Origin of the sequence: Streptomyces sp. NPDC096048 (assembly GCF_044763415.1) — a bacterium.
In the GTDB taxonomy this organism is placed as follows: Bacteria; Actinomycetota; Actinomycetes; order Streptomycetales; family Streptomycetaceae; genus Streptomyces.
Window position 1 is genome coordinate 14,912 of the sequence record NZ_JBIWGG010000001.1, and the last position, 15,024, is coordinate 29,935.

Genomic DNA, 15,024 nt, shown 5'->3' on the forward strand with positions numbered 1-15,024 from the left:
CGGGCGGGCGCGGTGTGGCGTGGTCAGTCGCCGGTCGTCCTGGCCACCAGCGCGCTGTACGTCAGTTGCAGGGCGTCCGCGCCGGCCAGCGCGGTGAGTGCGCCCATGGCGGTGCGGGTGGCGCGTGGCCAGAGCAGCTGTCCGGCGGTGAGGGTCGAAGCCACCCAGACGCTCATGCAGAACGGGCACGTCACCAGCTCGCCGGCCGTGTCCTTGGCCCCCTCGGACCGCGCCTCCTCGTGCAGCTCGGCCGGTCCCTCAGGGCCCTGGAACGTGGTGAAGGGAGCCCTCAGCGGACTCGTCACCGACGCCTTGCTCAGCAACCGGCTCAGCCGGAACGTCGCCACCGCCGTCAGTGCCACGTCCCAGGGCTCGGGCCGGTCCGGCAGCGGACGACCGCGCATCCTGACCACCGCCGCCCACCCCGCCGTGTAGACACCGAAAGCCGCCATGGCCGCCGCGTAGCCGCGCAGCGGGCGGTCCTCTCCCGCCGAGTAGGTGCGTTCGGTGCGTCGCAGCCGTCGCCTCAGTCGCTCCGTGAGACGGCCATCAGATGCCGTGTCCATGACCTTCGTTCTCTCCTGTCCGCTCCTGCGCCACGGCCGCTCGATCCGGGTCCGGTCCCTCCGTCTCACCCTCACGGCGCAGCCTGATCTCCACGCGTCCTCCGACGACGCGGGTGTCGAAGGCGGGCTGGGGCGCGGTGGCGGGGCCCCAGACGTTCCAACCGTCCGAGAGCCGGAAGACGCTGCCGTGCCAGGGACATTCGACACACCCGTCGGCGACCGTGCCCTCGGACAGCGGGCCCGCCAGATGACTGCACCGGTCGGCCAGTGCGTGGAAGGTGCCGCCGGTCTCGCGCACCACCAGGACCGGCACGTCGTCCACGGCACGCCGCACGGGCCGCCCGGCGGGGAACTCGTCCACCGTGCCGACCCGGTGCCAGCCTTCGCCGACGACGTGCGGTACCTCTTCGGCGTGGTTGGCTCCGGAAGCCTGCCGGTAGGCGAGGTGGCCGCCCAGCATGCCGCCCAGGCCGACCGCAGTCAGCCCGAGGAAGCCGTAGGCGCGGCCCGCTGTGGCCCGTCCGGTGAGGCGGCACAGGAGCGAGGCGCCGTACAGTCCCACGGCCGCCGTGTTGGCCACGGCGTGCACCAGCCCCACCCGGGTCTGCTGCCGGTGCAGCTCGGCCCAGTCGACCGCGCCCGCCAACGCGGCCGGACCGGCCGCCGCCAGCCCGACCCCCACCAGGAGGCCGGCCTCCCGGGTGCGGCCGGGCCACAGGTCGAGCACGGCGGCGGACATCCAGCTGCCGACCGGCACCTGGACCATCAGGGGGTGCACGGGATGGCCGAGCCACCTGCCGCACAACGCGTCTCGGGCCCGGCCCAGCGGAAGCGCCCGCACGCCCTTGGTGAGCTTGTCGATCGCCGCGTCCGCCCTGGGATCACGCTCCAGGGCGTCGAGCAGCCACAGCATCCGGTTCTGGCCCATACGGTGACGACCTGGCTTCTGGCTCATGGGCGCAGGGTCCCCCGGGGGGCAGGGGGCAAACAGCGGCCGGGCCGGGACGCCGGCTCCGCCCTCCCGGCCGCCCGGGCGGATGCCCCGGCCGGCCAGAAGGACGCGGAGTCAGCCCTTGCCCATGGCCTGGCGCACGGCGTCCTTGGTGCGGTCCATCAGCGCGGCGACCGGTCCGAGGGCCATGTTCTTCGCCCCGGACTCGACACCAGGGTGGGGCCGAGTCGGTGCCATCGCCTCGGCGGCCTTGATCGCCTTGGCCATCGCGGCCAGGTTGGCGGTGTCGGTGCTGCGGCGGATGTGGGTGAACTCGTAGCGTTCCTCGGCCCGCGCGTGCTCCTGGACATCCCTGCGCAACTTGAGCAGCTGGGGCATGAACTTCGGGTCGTCGGTGTCCATCTCGTCCAGCGCGGACAGGGTCTCCTTGGCCGCCTTCTCCTCGGCGAGGCGGTCCTTCACGACCTGCTCGCCACCGGGGAAGCCCTTGCGGGCGAAGGGGTGCACCACCTCCTCCTCCGCCGTCTCGTGCACCGCCAGCAGGCGCACCAGGCGGCGGAAGGCGTCCCGGCGTTCCTCGCCCTTGGCGGCCTCGACCTCGTCGAAGAGGTTGCGGATGTCGCCGTGCTGGCGCATCAGCAGGGAGACGACATCGTCGTCCTTGGCCATGTCGTCCCCGGCATGCGGGGTCTTCAGCTCGGACATCGCGGCCTCCCTACTTCTCGCGCTGGGAGGCGTCGGGGTGCTCGCCCTCGGTCTGGACGCGGTACTCGCGGCCGAACATCTCCTGGTGCTCGGTCATCACCCGGTCGCTCGGCGGGGCCTCGCCGCCGTGGATCTGCTCCTGCATCTGCTCGAACCGCTCGTGCGCCTCACGCACGTAACCGGCGCCGAGCGTCGTGAGGTCCATCTGGGTGTCGAGCAACTCGCGCAGGTAGCCCTTGTTCGGCTCGAAGGTGAGCACGTTGGGCAGCGCGGGCGCGAGCACGGAGGCGGGGTCGCGGCCGTCGTGGCGGCGCATCAGGTCGCAGGCGGCGTGCAGGTGCTCCAGCTCCATGTTCAGGTGCAGCTCCCAGATGGCCTTGACCTTGGGGTCGCTCTCCTGCTCCATGAAGGAGTAGTACAGGTAGCACTCGTTGTACTCGTGGTTGACCAGCTGCTCCCACCACGTCTCACCCGGGTCCACCAGGGACTCGTAGTGGGTGACGTGCTCCTCCTCGATCAGCCCGATCTCCTGGTAGAGCTGGCGGGCGATCGGCTCCATGTAGGTGGGGCCGGTGTTCATGTAGAAGTTCATGGTCTGCTGCTCCGCCGACATGATCGTCAGCGCGTGCAGCTTCGACAGCGGGTTCGTCTCGTCCTTGGCGTAGGGGTCGCGGACGTTGTCCACCGGGTCGCGGTGGTGGAACCGGGTGGGCCGGCCGGGCATGACCTCGGTCAGGTTGTCGACGATCGACTCCGCCTTGCGGTGCTCGATCATCTCGTACAGGTTCGCGTACCGGTACAGGTGATCGAAGTCCTCCAGCACACCGAACTGGTACGCCTGCTTCAGGTACGGGTCCGGCTCCATCCGCGCCACCCACGCCGTCAGATCCACCGCCACCTGCTCATAGGCGATCGTCGTCTCCAGCACCGACGAGACACCCGGCAGCAGCCAGTTCACGACCTTCTGCTGCTGCGCCTCGATGTAGCGGACCCGCGCCAGCTGCCGCTTGACCTCCGGGTCGACCGTGTTCCGGGCGAGCTGGTGGCTGAACAGGATCGCCTCCACCTCGATCCCGTTCATCGTGATGATCCGGCACCGGGTGTACGGGTCGCAGTGGTCCGGGTCGATCGGATCCACGTTCAGCTCGCGCCAGCTGCGCAGCTGCCGGTCCAGCGGGATACCCCGCTGCTCCAACGGATTGAACGTCATGGGCCGTGCCTCCTGATGACGAGGGGGATCCGCGCGCCGCCGGAGTACCCCGTTTCAGGCGACGAGCACAGACGTGGTCCTCAGTCTGTTCACCACGGGCGACTTCCAGCCACCGCACGCGCCCGCAGGCGGCAGGGTCCCCTCTGGTGGGCCAACCGAGCGGGTGATGCCGAGCTCATCGGCGAGCGACCGGCGACAGGCGATGGCGCCGCCCGGCCACCCGGGGCACATCATCACCGCCCCCCGGCGAAACCAATGTGCCCTCAATGTGCCCTGGCCGCTTGACGGCCCCTCACCGGCAAGCAAAAGGGCGAGGCCCGAAGACCCCGCCCAACCCCTACGAAACCCCAGCTCAGGGCCACACCAGGCAATACGGCTGATGCCCGGCTTCATGCAACCGGCGCGAGAAGTCCTGCCACTCGTGCAGCAACTGGTACACATTGAACGCGTCCCGCGGACCGCCCCGGTCCGGGACCGTCGACCAGATGAAGGCCGCCGCGCCGACCGACTCCTCGCCGATGCCGCGCAGGGGGTCGACGACGGTCATCGGGAGTTTCACGACGGCGTAGTCGGGGTGCAGGACGACCAGTTCCAGCGGGGGGACCTTGTGCAGGGGGACGCCCTCGATGCCGGTGAGGACCATGGCGGCCATGGTCTCCGGCTTGATCTTGGTGAACATGCCGTTCATCCCGAGCTCGTCGCCGCCGAGTTCCTCGGGGCGCATCGAGATCGGGACGCGGGCCGCGGTCGCGCCGTCGGGCGCGCCGAAGTACTTGTAGGTCACCCCCACCCGACCACCATTCCTGCTCCCCGCCCCCACCCGGTCGGCCCGCTCCCCGAACCGGTCGGGTTCGCTCGGCGTGCCGTGTGCCTGACGTGCTTCGGTCGATCCCTCCGCCTCGCGTCGGTGCCTTCCCCGCCGGGCACGTCGAGGACCCAGGTCGTCGGTCCCCTCGCCCAGTCCGCCACCGCGATGCATATCTCCACCCGACTGCTTTTCTAGGACGCGTGGCCCCCGCCGCGCAACCCGATCATCGTGTCAGTGACCTCCCCCACGGCCGCTCGCCGAAACGTGCGGCCGGACATATGCCCGTCGTATGTCCGTCACACGTCCGCGGAACGGTCGGCAGCCCCTCTCCGCGCCGCTCGCGTGAGCTGCGTGGATGGACTCCAGTCTGGCAGACGGCACGGCGGTCGGGCGGGTTGTCTACCCTGAATGAGGTCACCCAGGGCAACCAGGGGCCGAGCGGGAGCCGAGCAGGGGCCGAGCAAGGTCCACGCCGGGTCCGAGAAGTCGGAGAAGGTCGAGAAGGTCGGAGAAGTCGCAGGTCATGAGCGAACTGGCATATCCATACGAAGCACCGGCCTCGCAGGCTCTGTTCGACCGCGCGGCGGCCGTCACGCCCGGCGGCGTGAACTCCCCGGTGCGGGCCTTCCGCGCCGTGGGCGGCACGCCCCGGTTCATGGTGTCCGGCACCGGGCCGTACCTGACCGACGCCGACGGCCGGGAGTACGTGGACCTCGTCTGCTCCTGGGGGCCGATGATCCTCGGGCACGCCCACCCCGAGGTGATCGCCGCCGTGCAGGACGCGGTCGCGCGCGGAACGTCGTTCGGCACGCCCGCCGAGGGCGAGGTCGCCCTCGCGGAGGCGATGGTCGAGCGGGTCGCTCCGCTGGAGCAGGTGCGGCTGGTGTCCAGCGGGACCGAGGCCACCATGTCGGCCATCCGGCTCGCCCGCGGGTTCACGCGGCGCACCAAGGTGATCAAGTTCGCCGGGTGTTACCACGGCCACGTCGACTCGCTCCTCGCCGCGGCCGGCTCCGGCCTCGCCACCTTCGCGCTGCCCGACACCCCCGGTGTCACCGGCGCCCAGGCGAGCGACACGATCGTGCTCCCGTACAACGACATCGACGCGGTGCACGCCGCCTTCGCCGCCCACCCCGGCGAGATCGCCTGCGTGATCACGGAGGCCTCGCCCGGCAACATGGGCGTCGTGCCGCCGCTGCCCGGGTTCAACCAGGGGCTGAAGGACGCGTGCGCGGCCAACGGCGCGCTGTTCGTCTCCGACGAGGTGATGACCGGGTTCCGGACCAGCCGGGCCGGGTGGTACGGGGTGGAAGGGGTCGTTCCCGACCTCATGACCTTCGGGAAGGTCATGGGCGGCGGGTTCCCCGCCGCCGCGTTCGGCGGGCGTGCCGACGTCATGGCGCACCTCGCCCCGGCCGGGCCCGTCTACCAGGCCGGCACCCTCTCCGGGAACCCGGTCGCCACCGCCGCCGGGCTCGCCCAGCTGCGGCTCCTCGACGACGCGGCGTACGCCAAGGTCAACGCCGTGTCGGAGCAGATCCAGGGCCTCGTCACCGAGGCGCTCGGCAAGGAGGGCGTCGCGCACACGCTGCAGACCGCCTCCAACATGTTCTCCGTCTTCTTCACCGACCGGCCGGTGCGGAACTACGAGGACGCCAAGGCGCAGGAGTCCTTCCGGTTCACCGCCTTCTTCCACTCGCTGCTGGAGAACGGCGTCTATCTGCCGCCGTCCTCCTTCGAGTCCTGGTTCGTGTCCACCGCGCACGACGAGCGGGCCGTCCAGCGCATCGCCGACGCCCTCCCGGCGGCGGCCCGCGCGGCTGCGGAGGCGACCGCGTGAGCGCCGGGGACGAGAAGGACGACCTCACCGTCGTCCACGTGATGCGGCACGGCGAGGTCGAGAACCCCACCGGCGTCCTCTACGGCCGGCTGCCCGGTTACCACCTCTCCGAGCTGGGCCGGCGCATGGCCGACCGGGTCGCCGAGCACCTCGCCCCGCGCGACGTCACCTACGTCGTGGCCTCCCCGCTGGAGCGGGCGCAGGAGACGGCGACGCCGATCGCCAAGGCGCACGGACTCGACCTCGCCACCGACGCGCGGCTCATCGAGGCCGACAACGTCTTCCAGGGCAAGACCTTCGGCATCGGCGACGGCGCGCTGCGCCGGCCCGCCAACTGGAAGCACGTGGTCAACCCGTTCAAGCCGTCCTGGGGCGAGCCGTACGTCGACCAGGTCGTGCGCATGATGGGCGCGCTGGACGCGGCCCGGGACCGGGCCCGCGGGCACGAGGCCGTGGTCGTCAGCCACCAGCTGCCGATCTGGACGCTGCGGTCGTACGTCGAACGGCGGCGGCTGTGGCACGACCCGCGCAAGCGGCAGTGCACGCTGGCGTCCCTGACGACGTTCACGTACCGGGGCGACCGGATCGTGTCCGTCGGCTACACCGAGCCCGCCCGTGACCTCGTCCCGGCCCACCTCCTCGCCGGGGCCAAGCCGGTCAAGGGGCAGGGCAAGGCGTACGGGGCCTGACGGCCGGTCCGACCCCCACTCGCGCAACTGCCCGTACGTGACCCTCGTTACGGAATCCGCACAAATATCCGGAACCCGCACGTTCGTCACGTCCTCTGACTGGGTGACCACCAGAGGACGTGACGAACGAGGTTGCGATGCGCACTTCCACCCGCACTCTCACCCGTAGGGGGATGCTCGGACTCGGCGCGGGCGCCGCGGCCGCGGTCGGGCTCGCGGGCTGCGGTTCCGGCTCCGGATCCGGCTCCCACACATCGTCGGACGGCTCGCACGAGGCCGGCGGTTCCGGGAAGCCCTCGCCTTCCGGCAGCAGCGAGGCCCCGGCCCGGCCCATCGGCGACGGTTCCACGTCGTACACCGGCAAGCAGCCGCACCAGCCGGACGCGCCCGTGCCGCTGGAGCCCGGCCAGACCCCGCCGCAGTTCGTCGTCTTCTCCTGGGACGGGGCGGGGGAGGTCGGCAACGGGCTCTTCCCGCGCTTCCTCGACCTCGCCCAGGAGCACGGCGCGCACATGACCTTCTTCCTCTCGGGCCTGTATCTGCTGCCCGAGTCGAAGAAGCGCCTCTACGAGCCGCCGAACAACCCGCGCGGCGCCTCCGACATCGGCTATCTCACCGACGCCCACATCAAGGACACCCTCGAGAACGTCCGCCGGGCCTGGCTGGACGGGCACGAGATCGGCACCCACTTCAACGGCCACTTCTGCGCCGGCGGCGGCTCCGTCGGCAACTGGACCCCGGCGCAGTGGCGCAGCGAGATCGACCAGGCGAAGTCCTTCGTGAAGGAGTGGCGGACCAACACCGGCTGGACCGACCTGCCGTCCCTGCCCTTCGACTACGACAAGGAACTCGTCGGCGGCCGCACGCCCTGCCTGCTCGGCCAGGACAACCTGCTGCCCACCGCCCGCGAGCTGGGCTGGCGCTACGACGCCTCCTCGCCCGGCGGCCGTCAGGTGTGGCCGGCGAAGAAGGACGGGATCTGGGACCTGCCGTTGCAGCAGATACCTTTCCCCGGACACTCCTTCGAGGTGCTGTCCATGGACTACAACATCCTCGCCAACCAGTCGGTCAACTCGACCAAGGCGCCCGCCCACAACTACCCGGGCTGGCGCGAACAGGCCACGAAATCATATATATCGGGCTTCAGGCGGGCGTACGAGTCAAACCGGGCGCCCTTCTTCGTCGGCAACCACTTCGAGGAGTGGAACGGCGGCATCTACATGGACGCCGTCGAGAACGCCCTCAAGCACATTGCGCGGGAGAAGGAGAAGGGCGAGGACATCCGGCTCGTCTCCTTCCGCCAGTTCACCGACTGGCTGGACGTGCAGAAGCCGGAGGTGCTGGCCAAGCTCCGCACCGTCGAGGTGGGGCAGCGGCCGGCCGGCGGCTGGACGGCCTTCCTCAAGGAGACACCGGCTTCCGAGGAGGCACCGGCTTCCTCCGGAAACGCCGCCTGAAATGCGGGTTTCCGCCCGTGAGGGGGGTGCGCAAGATCCCCGGAACGGACATGCGAAACTTTTCACATGAGTGCCGCCAGCCGCGCCCCCCTGCGCTCGAACCGCACCGCCGCCCGCGCCCGTCGCCGCGTCGCCCTGACCACCGGCGCCGCCGCGTTCGCGCTGCTCGCCACCGCCTGCGGCTCCGGCGGCACCTCGGGCGGCGGCGGCAACACCGGCTTCGTCACCGGCGCGGACGGTATCTCCACCGTCGACAAGGGTGAGCGGGCCGACGCCCCCGACCTGTCCGGTGAGACGGTCGACGGGGGGCAGCTGGACGTCGACGACTACAAGGGCAAGGTCGTCGTGCTCAACGTGTGGGGCTCCTGGTGCCCGCCCTGCCGCGCCGAGGCCAAGAACTTCGAGAAGGTCTACCAGGACGTCAAGGACCAGGGCGTCCAGTTCGTCGGCATCAACACCCGCGACACGTCCACCGGCCCGGCCCGCGCCTTCGAGGAGGAGTTCGGGGTCAGCTACCCGAGCCTGTACGACCCGGCCGGCAAGCTGATGCTCCGCTTCGAGAAGGGCACCCTCAACCCGCAGGCCATCCCCTCCACGCTCATCATCGACCGGGAGGGCAAGGTCGCGGCCCGCACCCTCCAGGCGCTCAGCGAGGAGAAGCTCCGCAAGATGCTGGAGCCGTACCTCACGGACGGGTCCGACGGGTCCGACGGATCCGGCGGATCCGGCGAGTCCGCCGGGGCCGCCGAGTCCGGTGAGTCGGGGAAGTGACGTGAGCGCACTGTCCACGCTCGCCGTGGCGGGCACCAACGGCACCGTGCTCAACGGCGCCCTGCTGGTGGCCCTGCCCATCGCGCTGCTCGGCGGCCTCGTCTCCTTCTTCTCGCCCTGCGTCCTGCCGCTCGTCCCCGGCTACCTCTCCTACGTGACCGGCGTCACCGGCACCGACCTGGCCGAGGCCCGGCGCGGCCGGATGGTCGCGGGCGCCTCGCTCTTCGTCCTCGGCTTCACCGTCGTGTTCGTCTCCAGCGGTGCGCTGTTCGGCTTCTTCGGCGAGACACTCCAGGAGAACAGAGGCGTCCTGACCAAGGTGCTGGGCGTCTTCATGATCCTCATGGGTGTCTTCTTCATGGGCCTGATGCCCTGGCTCACCCAGCGCGAGTTCCGCTTCCACAAGAAGCCCGTGAACGGCCTGATCGGCGCCCCCGTGCTGGGCGCGCTGTTCGGTATCGGCTGGACGCCCTGCATCGGCCCGACCCTCTCGTCCGTGCTGGTGCTCTCCGCCAGCCAGGGCACCGCCGGCCGCGGCGCGATATTGACCGTCGCCTATTGCGTGGGCCTCGGCCTGCCCTTCGTGCTCGCCGCGGTCGCCTTCCGCAAGGCGCTCGGCGCCTTCGGCTGGATCAAGCGCCACTATGTCTGGGTGATGCGGGCCGGCGGCATCATGATGATCGCGACCGGACTGCTGCTCCTCACCGGCGTGTGGGACAGCATCGTGCAGGACATGCAGACCTGGTCCAACGGCTTCACTGTAGGGATCTGACCGATGAGCAAGACCACCACGGGCAAGACCCCGACGGACGCCCCGACGGACGCCTCGACGGACGCCCCGGAGGGCACCCCGGAGGACATCCCGACGGCCGGCGAGGACCAGGACCTCGGCGCCGCCGGATCCCAGCTCTCCACCGCCCCCAAGGAGGAGGCGCCGGGCCTGCCCTCCCTCGGGGTCATCGGCTGGGCCCGCTGGTTCTGGCGGCAGCTCACGTCGATGCGGGTGGCGCTGCTGCTGCTCCTGCTGCTGTCGCTGGGCGCGATCCCCGGCTCGCTGATCCCGCAGGAGGGCGTCGACGCCCTGAAGGTCGAGGACTTCCGCGAGAAGCACGAGATCCTCGGGCCCCTCTATGACGCGCTCGGCCTCTTCCACGTCTACAGCTCGGTGTGGTTCTCCGCGATCTACATCCTGCTGTTCGTCTCCCTCATCGGCTGCATCGTCCCGCGCACCTGGCAGTTCGTCGGCCAGCTCCGCGGCCGCCCGCCCGGCGCCCCCCGGCGCCTGACCCGGCTCCCGGCGTACACCACCTGGCGCACCGACGCCGAGCCCGAGCAGGTCCGCGAGGCCGCGCTCACGCTGCTGAAGAAGCGCCGCTTCCGCGCCCACACCGTCGGTGACGCCGTCGCCGCCGAGAAGGGCTACGCGCGCGAGGTGGGCAACCTGGCCTTCCACATCGCGCTGATCGTGATGCTGATCGCGTTCGCCTGGGGCCAGCTGTTCAAGTACGAGGGCAACAAGCTGATCCTGGAGGGCGACGGCTTCTCCAACACCCTCACCCAGTACGACGACTTCAAGTCCGGCAACCTCTTCGACCCGGACCACGACCTCGCCCCCTTCAGCTTCTCCCTGAAGAACTTCCGCGGCACCTACGAGGCGACGGGCCCCAACCGCGGCACCCCGCGCGTCTACGAGGCCAAGATCGACTACAGCGAAGGCGCCTACGGCGAGGAGAAGACGACCACCATCAAGGTCAACGAGCCGCTGGAGATCGACGGCTCGAAGGTCTACCTCGTCAGCCACGGCTACGCGCCCATCCTCACCGTGAAGGACGCCAAGGGCAACGTCGTCATGGACAAGGAGGCGACCGCCCTGCTGCCGCTGGACTCCAACGTCACCTCCTCCGGCGCCGTCATGGTCCGCGACGGCTACCGCAACGCCGAGGGCGAGAAGGAACAGCTCGGCTTCAACGCCTTCTTCCTGCCCACCTACGGCGGCGAGGGCAGCACGATGCTCTCGACCTTCCCCGCGCTGATCAACCCGATGCTGGCGCTCTCCGCCTACCACGGCGACCTCGGTGTCGACGCGGGCTTCGCGAAGAGCATCTACCAGCTCGACAAGAAGAACCTGAAGGAGTTCAAGGACTCCGACGGTGAGCTGTTCAAGAAGCAGCTCAAGATCGGCGAGACCATGACGCTCCCGAACGGTGCCGGCACGGTCACCTTCGACGGCGTCAAGGAGTGGGCCGGCTTCCAGGTCACCCAGCAGCCCGCCAGCGGCTGGGCGCTCGCCGGCGCGGTCGCCGCCATCTTCGGCCTCGCCGCTTCCCTGTTCATCCAGCGCCGCCGCGTCTGGGTGCGGGCCGTCAGGGGCGCCGACGGCGTGACGGTCGTCGAGATGGCCGGCCTCGGGCGCAGCGAGTCCGCGAAGGTCCCGGAGGAGCTCGGCGACCTCGCCGCGGTCCTGTACGAGCAGGCGCCCGACACCCCCGGCACACCGGACACGCCCGGAACACCGGACACCGCCGGCGCACCCGGCGCACCGAAGAACGACGACGACACCCCCGATTCCCCTGACACCCACGTCGTACCTGCCGAAGGGGCTGAGAAGTGACTCTCGCCACCGCAACCCAACTGGCCGCCGCGGCCAACGAGGACCTCGCGAACCTCAGCAACACGCTGATCTACTCCGCGATGGCGGTCTACACCCTCGCGTTCTTCGCCCACATCGCCGAGTGGCTCTTCGGCAGCCGCAGCAAGGTCGGCCGCACCGCCGCCGCGCTCACCGCGAACGGCGAGGGGAAGGCGAACGCGAAGGGTGCCCCGGCCGTCACCGTGAAGAAGGCCGGCGGCACCGCCGTGCTGGAGCGGCCGAAGGTCGTCGTCCGCGCCGCGGCCGGCACCCGCGACGTGCCCGACGGGCCCGGCGCGCACGGCGGCACCGAGAAGGGCGACCTCTACGGCCGTATCGCCATCTCGCTCACCGTGCTCGCCTTCGCCATCGAGGCGGGCGGCGTGCTCACCCGCGCCCTGTCCGTGAAGCGGGCGCCGTGGGGCAACATGTACGAGTTCAACATCACGTTCACGACGGTCGCCGCCGGCGTGTACCTCGTACTGCTCGCCCTGAAGAAGAACGTCCGCTGGCTGGGCCTGCCGCTGACCACCACCGTCCTGCTCGACCTCGGCCTCGCGGTGACGGTCCTCTACACCGCCAGCGACCAGCTGGTCCCGGCCCTGCACTCGTACTGGCTGTACATCCACGTCTCCACGGCGATCTTCTGCGGCGCGGTCTTCTACGTCGGCGCGGTCGGCACGATCCTGTACCTCTTCAAGGACAGCTTCGAGAACAAGCTCGCCACCGGCGGCGAGCCCGGCCGCTTCGCCAGCTCCGTCCTGGACCGGCTGCCCGCCGCAGCCTCCCTCGACAAGTTCGCCTACCGCGTCAACGCCGCCGTCTTCCCGCTGTGGACGTTCACGATCATCGCGGGCGCGATCTGGGCGGGCGACGCCTGGGGCCGCTACTGGGGCTGGGACCCCAAGGAGGTCTGGTCCTTCATCACCTGGGTCGCCTACGCCTGCTACCTGCACGCCCGCGCCACTGCCGGCTGGAAGGGCCGCAAGGCCGCCTACCTGGCCCTGGCCGCCTTCGGCTGCTGGCTGTTCAACTACTACGGCGTCAACATCTTCGTCTCCGGCAAGCACTCCTACGCGGACGTGGGCCTGGGCGCCCTCCAGTCCGTCGGGTTCTGACGTACCGGACAGGAGGGCCGGCCGGCCCTAGGGCCTGGGACGGGCGACGCTCGTCACGATGTCCCGCAGCCGCTCCACGTAGAGGCTCAGGTTCTTGTGGGCCACGTCGGTGTCCGGGTACCGGGCGGCGAACCACAGGCCCTCCGGGAGCCGGGTGATCCACGCGCACACCTGGTCGCCGTACGACACCCTCAGCAGCGCGTACGCCGACAGGTCCGGCCAGCGGCCGGCGCCGGGGACGTCGCGGGCGTCGACGTAGGACACGATCGAGTACAGGTCGGGTGAGGTGGGGCGGAAGTCCGCACCGAGCAGGCGCAGCACCCGGTCGATCGGCATGCGGGACAGCCGCCGGTTGGCCTGGAGTTCGGCGCGGACGGTGCGCAGGGCGCCCGGGAAGTCCTGGGCGTCCGACGCGGGGACCTCGATCGGAGCGCCGCCCACGTACCAGCCCACCGACTCCGTCCACTGGGACCGCGACCTGGTGTGGAACGGCACGATGGTGCGGTAGACGGGCTCCCCGCCGATCTCGTGGACCACCAGCGCGGTGGCGGCCAGGACACCGACCAGGCTGCCGCCGTAGGGACGGCAGTACGCCTCGAACGCGGCGGCGTCGGCCGCGTCCACCAGCGGTTCGCGCATCAGCTTCTGCTCGGGCAGCGCCCCGCCGGGCTCCACGCCCAGGTCGACGGGGAAGGACGGCAGCCGCCCGTCGCACCGCCGGATGAACTCCCGCCAGCGGGACACGACGTCGTGGTCGCCGTCGATCCGGTCCGCGTCCGCCCGCTCGGCCTCGCAGAAGTCGACGTAGCTGCCGACCCGCGGACGCGGCACGATCCGGCCCGCGACGCCGGCCGTGTACAACTCGTGGATCTCGGCGGGGATGCGGTAGATGGAGTAGGCGTCGACGTTGCTGTGGTCGAAGGCCATGTACACGCTGACGCCGTCGTCGCGGACGACCGCCGTGTAGATGAGGTTGGGCCAGCGCAGCGCGTCCGCGACGCCGTCGAAGCGGTCCCGGAGGTGGCGGGCCAGTTCGGTCGCGTCCGGGAAGTCGCCGACGTCCTCGCGGTGCAGGGACACCGCGTCCGCCGCCAGCGTGAACCGGCGCATCGCGTCCCCGGTCCCGCCGCTCCAGCGGAAGCCGCTGCGCAGCGTCTCGTGCCGCAGCGTCCAGGCGCGCAGCGCCTCCTGGAGCGCGTCCAGGTCGACCGGGCCCGGGATGTCGAAGGCCGCGCCGAGCCAGGTCGGCACGAACAGGCCGCCGTCGCGGACCGACCGGGCCGTCCGGATGTGCGACTCCTGGATGTACGCCGGTGGCCGCGCGTCCTCGGGCAGCGCTGCCGCGACCTCGACGGTGGCCGGACTGAGCGTCCACTCGACGAGGCGCCCGGGCCGGATCTCGCAGCGGTGGATGTCGGTCAGTCGCACGAGGGGTCTCCGTTCGCAGATGTACAGACCCGACCAAGGGAATGCCGAGCCCGCGCCCCCGCACCTGGTGTGTCGGCACGTTTCAACGGAACGGATGGCCCCTCGAACGGCGGTACGCCCCCGCTACCGGGCCGCCGTTACCTCCAGGTAGGCGTGGAGTGCACCCGCGCCCGCCAGCATCGCCCGGGTCCGCGCGGTGAGGAGGTGCCCGCGCGCCGCGACCGCCTCCCGCAGCGCCTCGCTGTTCCCTTCCCGCCGCAGCCCGTCCAGGACGGGCCGGATCTGGTCGAACAGGTAGTGGCTCCGGCGCAGCGTGCGCACGACCCGCGCGTCGCGCACGTCGGCGGGCCCGTACACGCGGTACTGCGTGCCCCGCTCCCGCCCGGGCGCGAGCAGCCCCGCCGCCTCCCACACCCGCAGCGCGGACGTCCGCACGCCGGTCAGCGCGGCCACCTCACCGATGCGCAGCCCGCCGGAACGGGGCGGCGGCTCGGCCTTCTGCCCGGCGAGCGCGGTCAGCGCCTCCCTCGCCGCCCGCAGCGAGACCCGCTCCTCGTGCAGGGCGGCGTGCGCGGCGTCCACGAGGGCGAGCGCGCCGGGCACGTCGCCGTCGTGCACGGTCCGCATGACGCTCTTCGCCGTCACGGGCCCGTACCCCTCCCGCAGCTCGCGGTAGGTCAGCAGCGCCTGCCGGTGCCGCTCGCCGAAGACCCGGTAACCGGACTCGGTCCGCCCGGCCGGTGGAAGGACGCCGGCGTCCTCGTAGTTGCGGATCTGCTGGGTCGAGAGACCGACGAGGCGGGCGAGGTCGACGGTGCGCAGACGGCGGTCGTTCGTCATCGCGTCGAGGG

The 15,024-nt window shown here is 71.0% G+C and carries 14 protein-coding genes; 7 read left to right on the top strand and 7 right to left on the bottom strand.

Annotated features, from left to right (window positions below):
• Positions 1–23: 23 nt before the first annotated feature.
• From ACIQ6R_RS00095 to ACIQ6R_RS00115, 5 genes are all read right to left on the bottom strand, one after another.
• Positions 24–566, bottom strand: a complete 543-nt coding sequence (locus tag ACIQ6R_RS00095) for a DUF1360 domain-containing protein (protein ID WP_404217632.1) — start codon at positions 564–566, stop codon at positions 24–26.
• A complete protein-coding gene (locus tag ACIQ6R_RS00100) occupies positions 550–1,494 on the bottom strand; it encodes a Rieske 2Fe-2S domain-containing protein (RefSeq protein ID WP_404218628.1) in 945 nt (314 codons plus the stop codon). Before ACIQ6R_RS00100 ends, ACIQ6R_RS00095 begins: the two co-directional genes overlap by 17 nt.
• Before the next feature lie 138 nt (positions 1,495–1,632).
• Positions 1,633–2,223 (bottom strand): hemerythrin domain-containing protein, encoded by a 591-nt coding sequence (locus ACIQ6R_RS00105; protein ID WP_404217634.1) that lies wholly within the window; start codon positions 2,221–2,223, stop codon positions 1,633–1,635.
• Between the two features lie 10 nt (positions 2,224–2,233).
• Positions 2,234–3,433 carry a hypothetical protein gene (locus tag ACIQ6R_RS00110; protein ID WP_404217636.1) on the bottom strand — a complete coding sequence of 400 codons (1,200 nt, stop codon included), beginning with the start codon at positions 3,431–3,433 and terminating at the stop codon, positions 2,234–2,236.
• Between the two features lie 352 nt (positions 3,434–3,785).
• A complete protein-coding gene (locus ACIQ6R_RS00115) occupies positions 3,786–4,412 on the bottom strand; it encodes a hypothetical protein (protein ID WP_404217638.1) in 627 nt (208 codons plus the stop codon).
• A 352-nt stretch (positions 4,413–4,764) separates the two neighbouring features.
• On the opposite strand from ACIQ6R_RS00115, the gene hemL reads away from it, so the two are divergent.
• The 7 genes from hemL to ccsB all read left to right on the top strand — a co-directional run bounded on the left by hemL (position 4,765) and on the right by ccsB (position 12,745).
• Positions 4,765–6,081, top strand: coding sequence for a glutamate-1-semialdehyde 2,1-aminomutase (hemL, locus tag ACIQ6R_RS00120; RefSeq protein ID WP_404217640.1), 1,317 nt, complete (start codon positions 4,765–4,767; stop codon positions 6,079–6,081).
• 41 nt (positions 6,082–6,122) lie between these two features.
• The gene (locus ACIQ6R_RS00125; RefSeq protein WP_404218630.1) at positions 6,123–6,770 is read left to right on the top strand and encodes a histidine phosphatase family protein; all 648 of its coding nucleotides are present in this window, start codon (positions 6,123–6,125) and stop codon (positions 6,768–6,770) included.
• Between the two features lie 137 nt (positions 6,771–6,907).
• The gene (locus tag ACIQ6R_RS00130; RefSeq protein WP_404217642.1) at positions 6,908–8,227 is read left to right on the top strand and encodes a hypothetical protein; all 1,320 of its coding nucleotides are present in this window, start codon (positions 6,908–6,910) and stop codon (positions 8,225–8,227) included.
• 66 nt (positions 8,228–8,293) lie between these two features.
• Positions 8,294–8,998, top strand: coding sequence for a TlpA family protein disulfide reductase (locus tag ACIQ6R_RS00135; RefSeq protein ID WP_404217644.1), 705 nt, complete (start codon positions 8,294–8,296; stop codon positions 8,996–8,998).
• Between the two features lies 1 nt (position 8,999).
• Positions 9,000–9,770 carry a cytochrome c biogenesis CcdA family protein gene (locus ACIQ6R_RS00140; protein ID WP_404217646.1) on the top strand — a complete coding sequence of 257 codons (771 nt, stop codon included), beginning with the start codon at positions 9,000–9,002 and terminating at the stop codon, positions 9,768–9,770.
• A 3-nt stretch (positions 9,771–9,773) separates the two neighbouring features.
• On the top strand, positions 9,774–11,609 hold the full coding sequence (locus tag ACIQ6R_RS00145) for a cytochrome c biogenesis protein ResB (RefSeq protein WP_404217648.1): 1,836 nt from the start codon (positions 9,774–9,776) through the stop codon (positions 11,607–11,609).
• The gene (gene ccsB / locus ACIQ6R_RS00150; protein WP_404217650.1) at positions 11,606–12,745 is read left to right on the top strand and encodes a c-type cytochrome biogenesis protein CcsB; all 1,140 of its coding nucleotides are present in this window, start codon (positions 11,606–11,608) and stop codon (positions 12,743–12,745) included. Before ACIQ6R_RS00145 ends, ccsB begins: the two co-directional genes overlap by 4 nt.
• A gap of 27 nt (positions 12,746–12,772) precedes the next feature.
• Here the strand turns inward: ccsB and ACIQ6R_RS00155 are convergent, their stop codons facing one another.
• Positions 12,773–14,173, bottom strand: coding sequence for a condensation domain-containing protein (locus tag ACIQ6R_RS00155; protein ID WP_404217652.1), 1,401 nt, complete (start codon positions 14,171–14,173; stop codon positions 12,773–12,775).
• A gap of 123 nt (positions 14,174–14,296) precedes the next feature.
• Positions 14,297–15,013 (bottom strand): MerR family transcriptional regulator, encoded by a 717-nt coding sequence (locus ACIQ6R_RS00160; RefSeq protein ID WP_404168559.1) that lies wholly within the window; start codon positions 15,011–15,013, stop codon positions 14,297–14,299.
• Positions 15,014–15,024: the final 11 nt, after the last annotated feature.

What these genes read in the sequence shown, in the direction of transcription:
- ACIQ6R_RS00125 (WP_404218630.1), top strand. Translation starts at nt 6,123, where the DNA reads ATGCGGCACGGCGAGGTCGAGAACCCCACCGGCGTCCTCTACGGCCGG.
- ACIQ6R_RS00105 (WP_404217634.1), bottom strand. Translation starts at nt 2,223, where the DNA reads ATGTCCGAGCTGAAGACCCCGCATGCCGGGGACGACATGGCCAAGGAC.
- ACIQ6R_RS00115 (WP_404217638.1), bottom strand. Translation starts at nt 4,412, where the DNA reads ATGCATCGCGGTGGCGGACTGGGCGAGGGGACCGACGACCTGGGTCCT.
- ACIQ6R_RS00145 (WP_404217648.1), top strand. Translation starts at nt 9,774, where the DNA reads ATGAGCAAGACCACCACGGGCAAGACCCCGACGGACGCCCCGACGGAC.
- ACIQ6R_RS00100 (WP_404218628.1), bottom strand. Translation starts at nt 1,494, where the DNA reads ATGGGCCAGAACCGGATGCTGTGGCTGCTCGACGCCCTGGAGCGTGAT.
- ACIQ6R_RS00110 (WP_404217636.1), bottom strand. Translation starts at nt 3,433, where the DNA reads ATGACGTTCAATCCGTTGGAGCAGCGGGGTATCCCGCTGGACCGGCAG.
- hemL (WP_404217640.1), top strand. Translation starts at nt 4,765, where the DNA reads ATGAGCGAACTGGCATATCCATACGAAGCACCGGCCTCGCAGGCTCTG.
- ACIQ6R_RS00135 (WP_404217644.1), top strand. Translation starts at nt 8,294, where the DNA reads ATGAGTGCCGCCAGCCGCGCCCCCCTGCGCTCGAACCGCACCGCCGCC.
- ACIQ6R_RS00160 (WP_404168559.1), bottom strand. Translation starts at nt 15,013, where the DNA reads ATGACGAACGACCGCCGTCTGCGCACCGTCGACCTCGCCCGCCTCGTC.
- ACIQ6R_RS00095 (WP_404217632.1), bottom strand. Translation starts at nt 566, where the DNA reads ATGGACACGGCATCTGATGGCCGTCTCACGGAGCGACTGAGGCGACGG.
- ACIQ6R_RS00130 (WP_404217642.1), top strand. Translation starts at nt 6,908, where the DNA reads ATGCGCACTTCCACCCGCACTCTCACCCGTAGGGGGATGCTCGGACTC.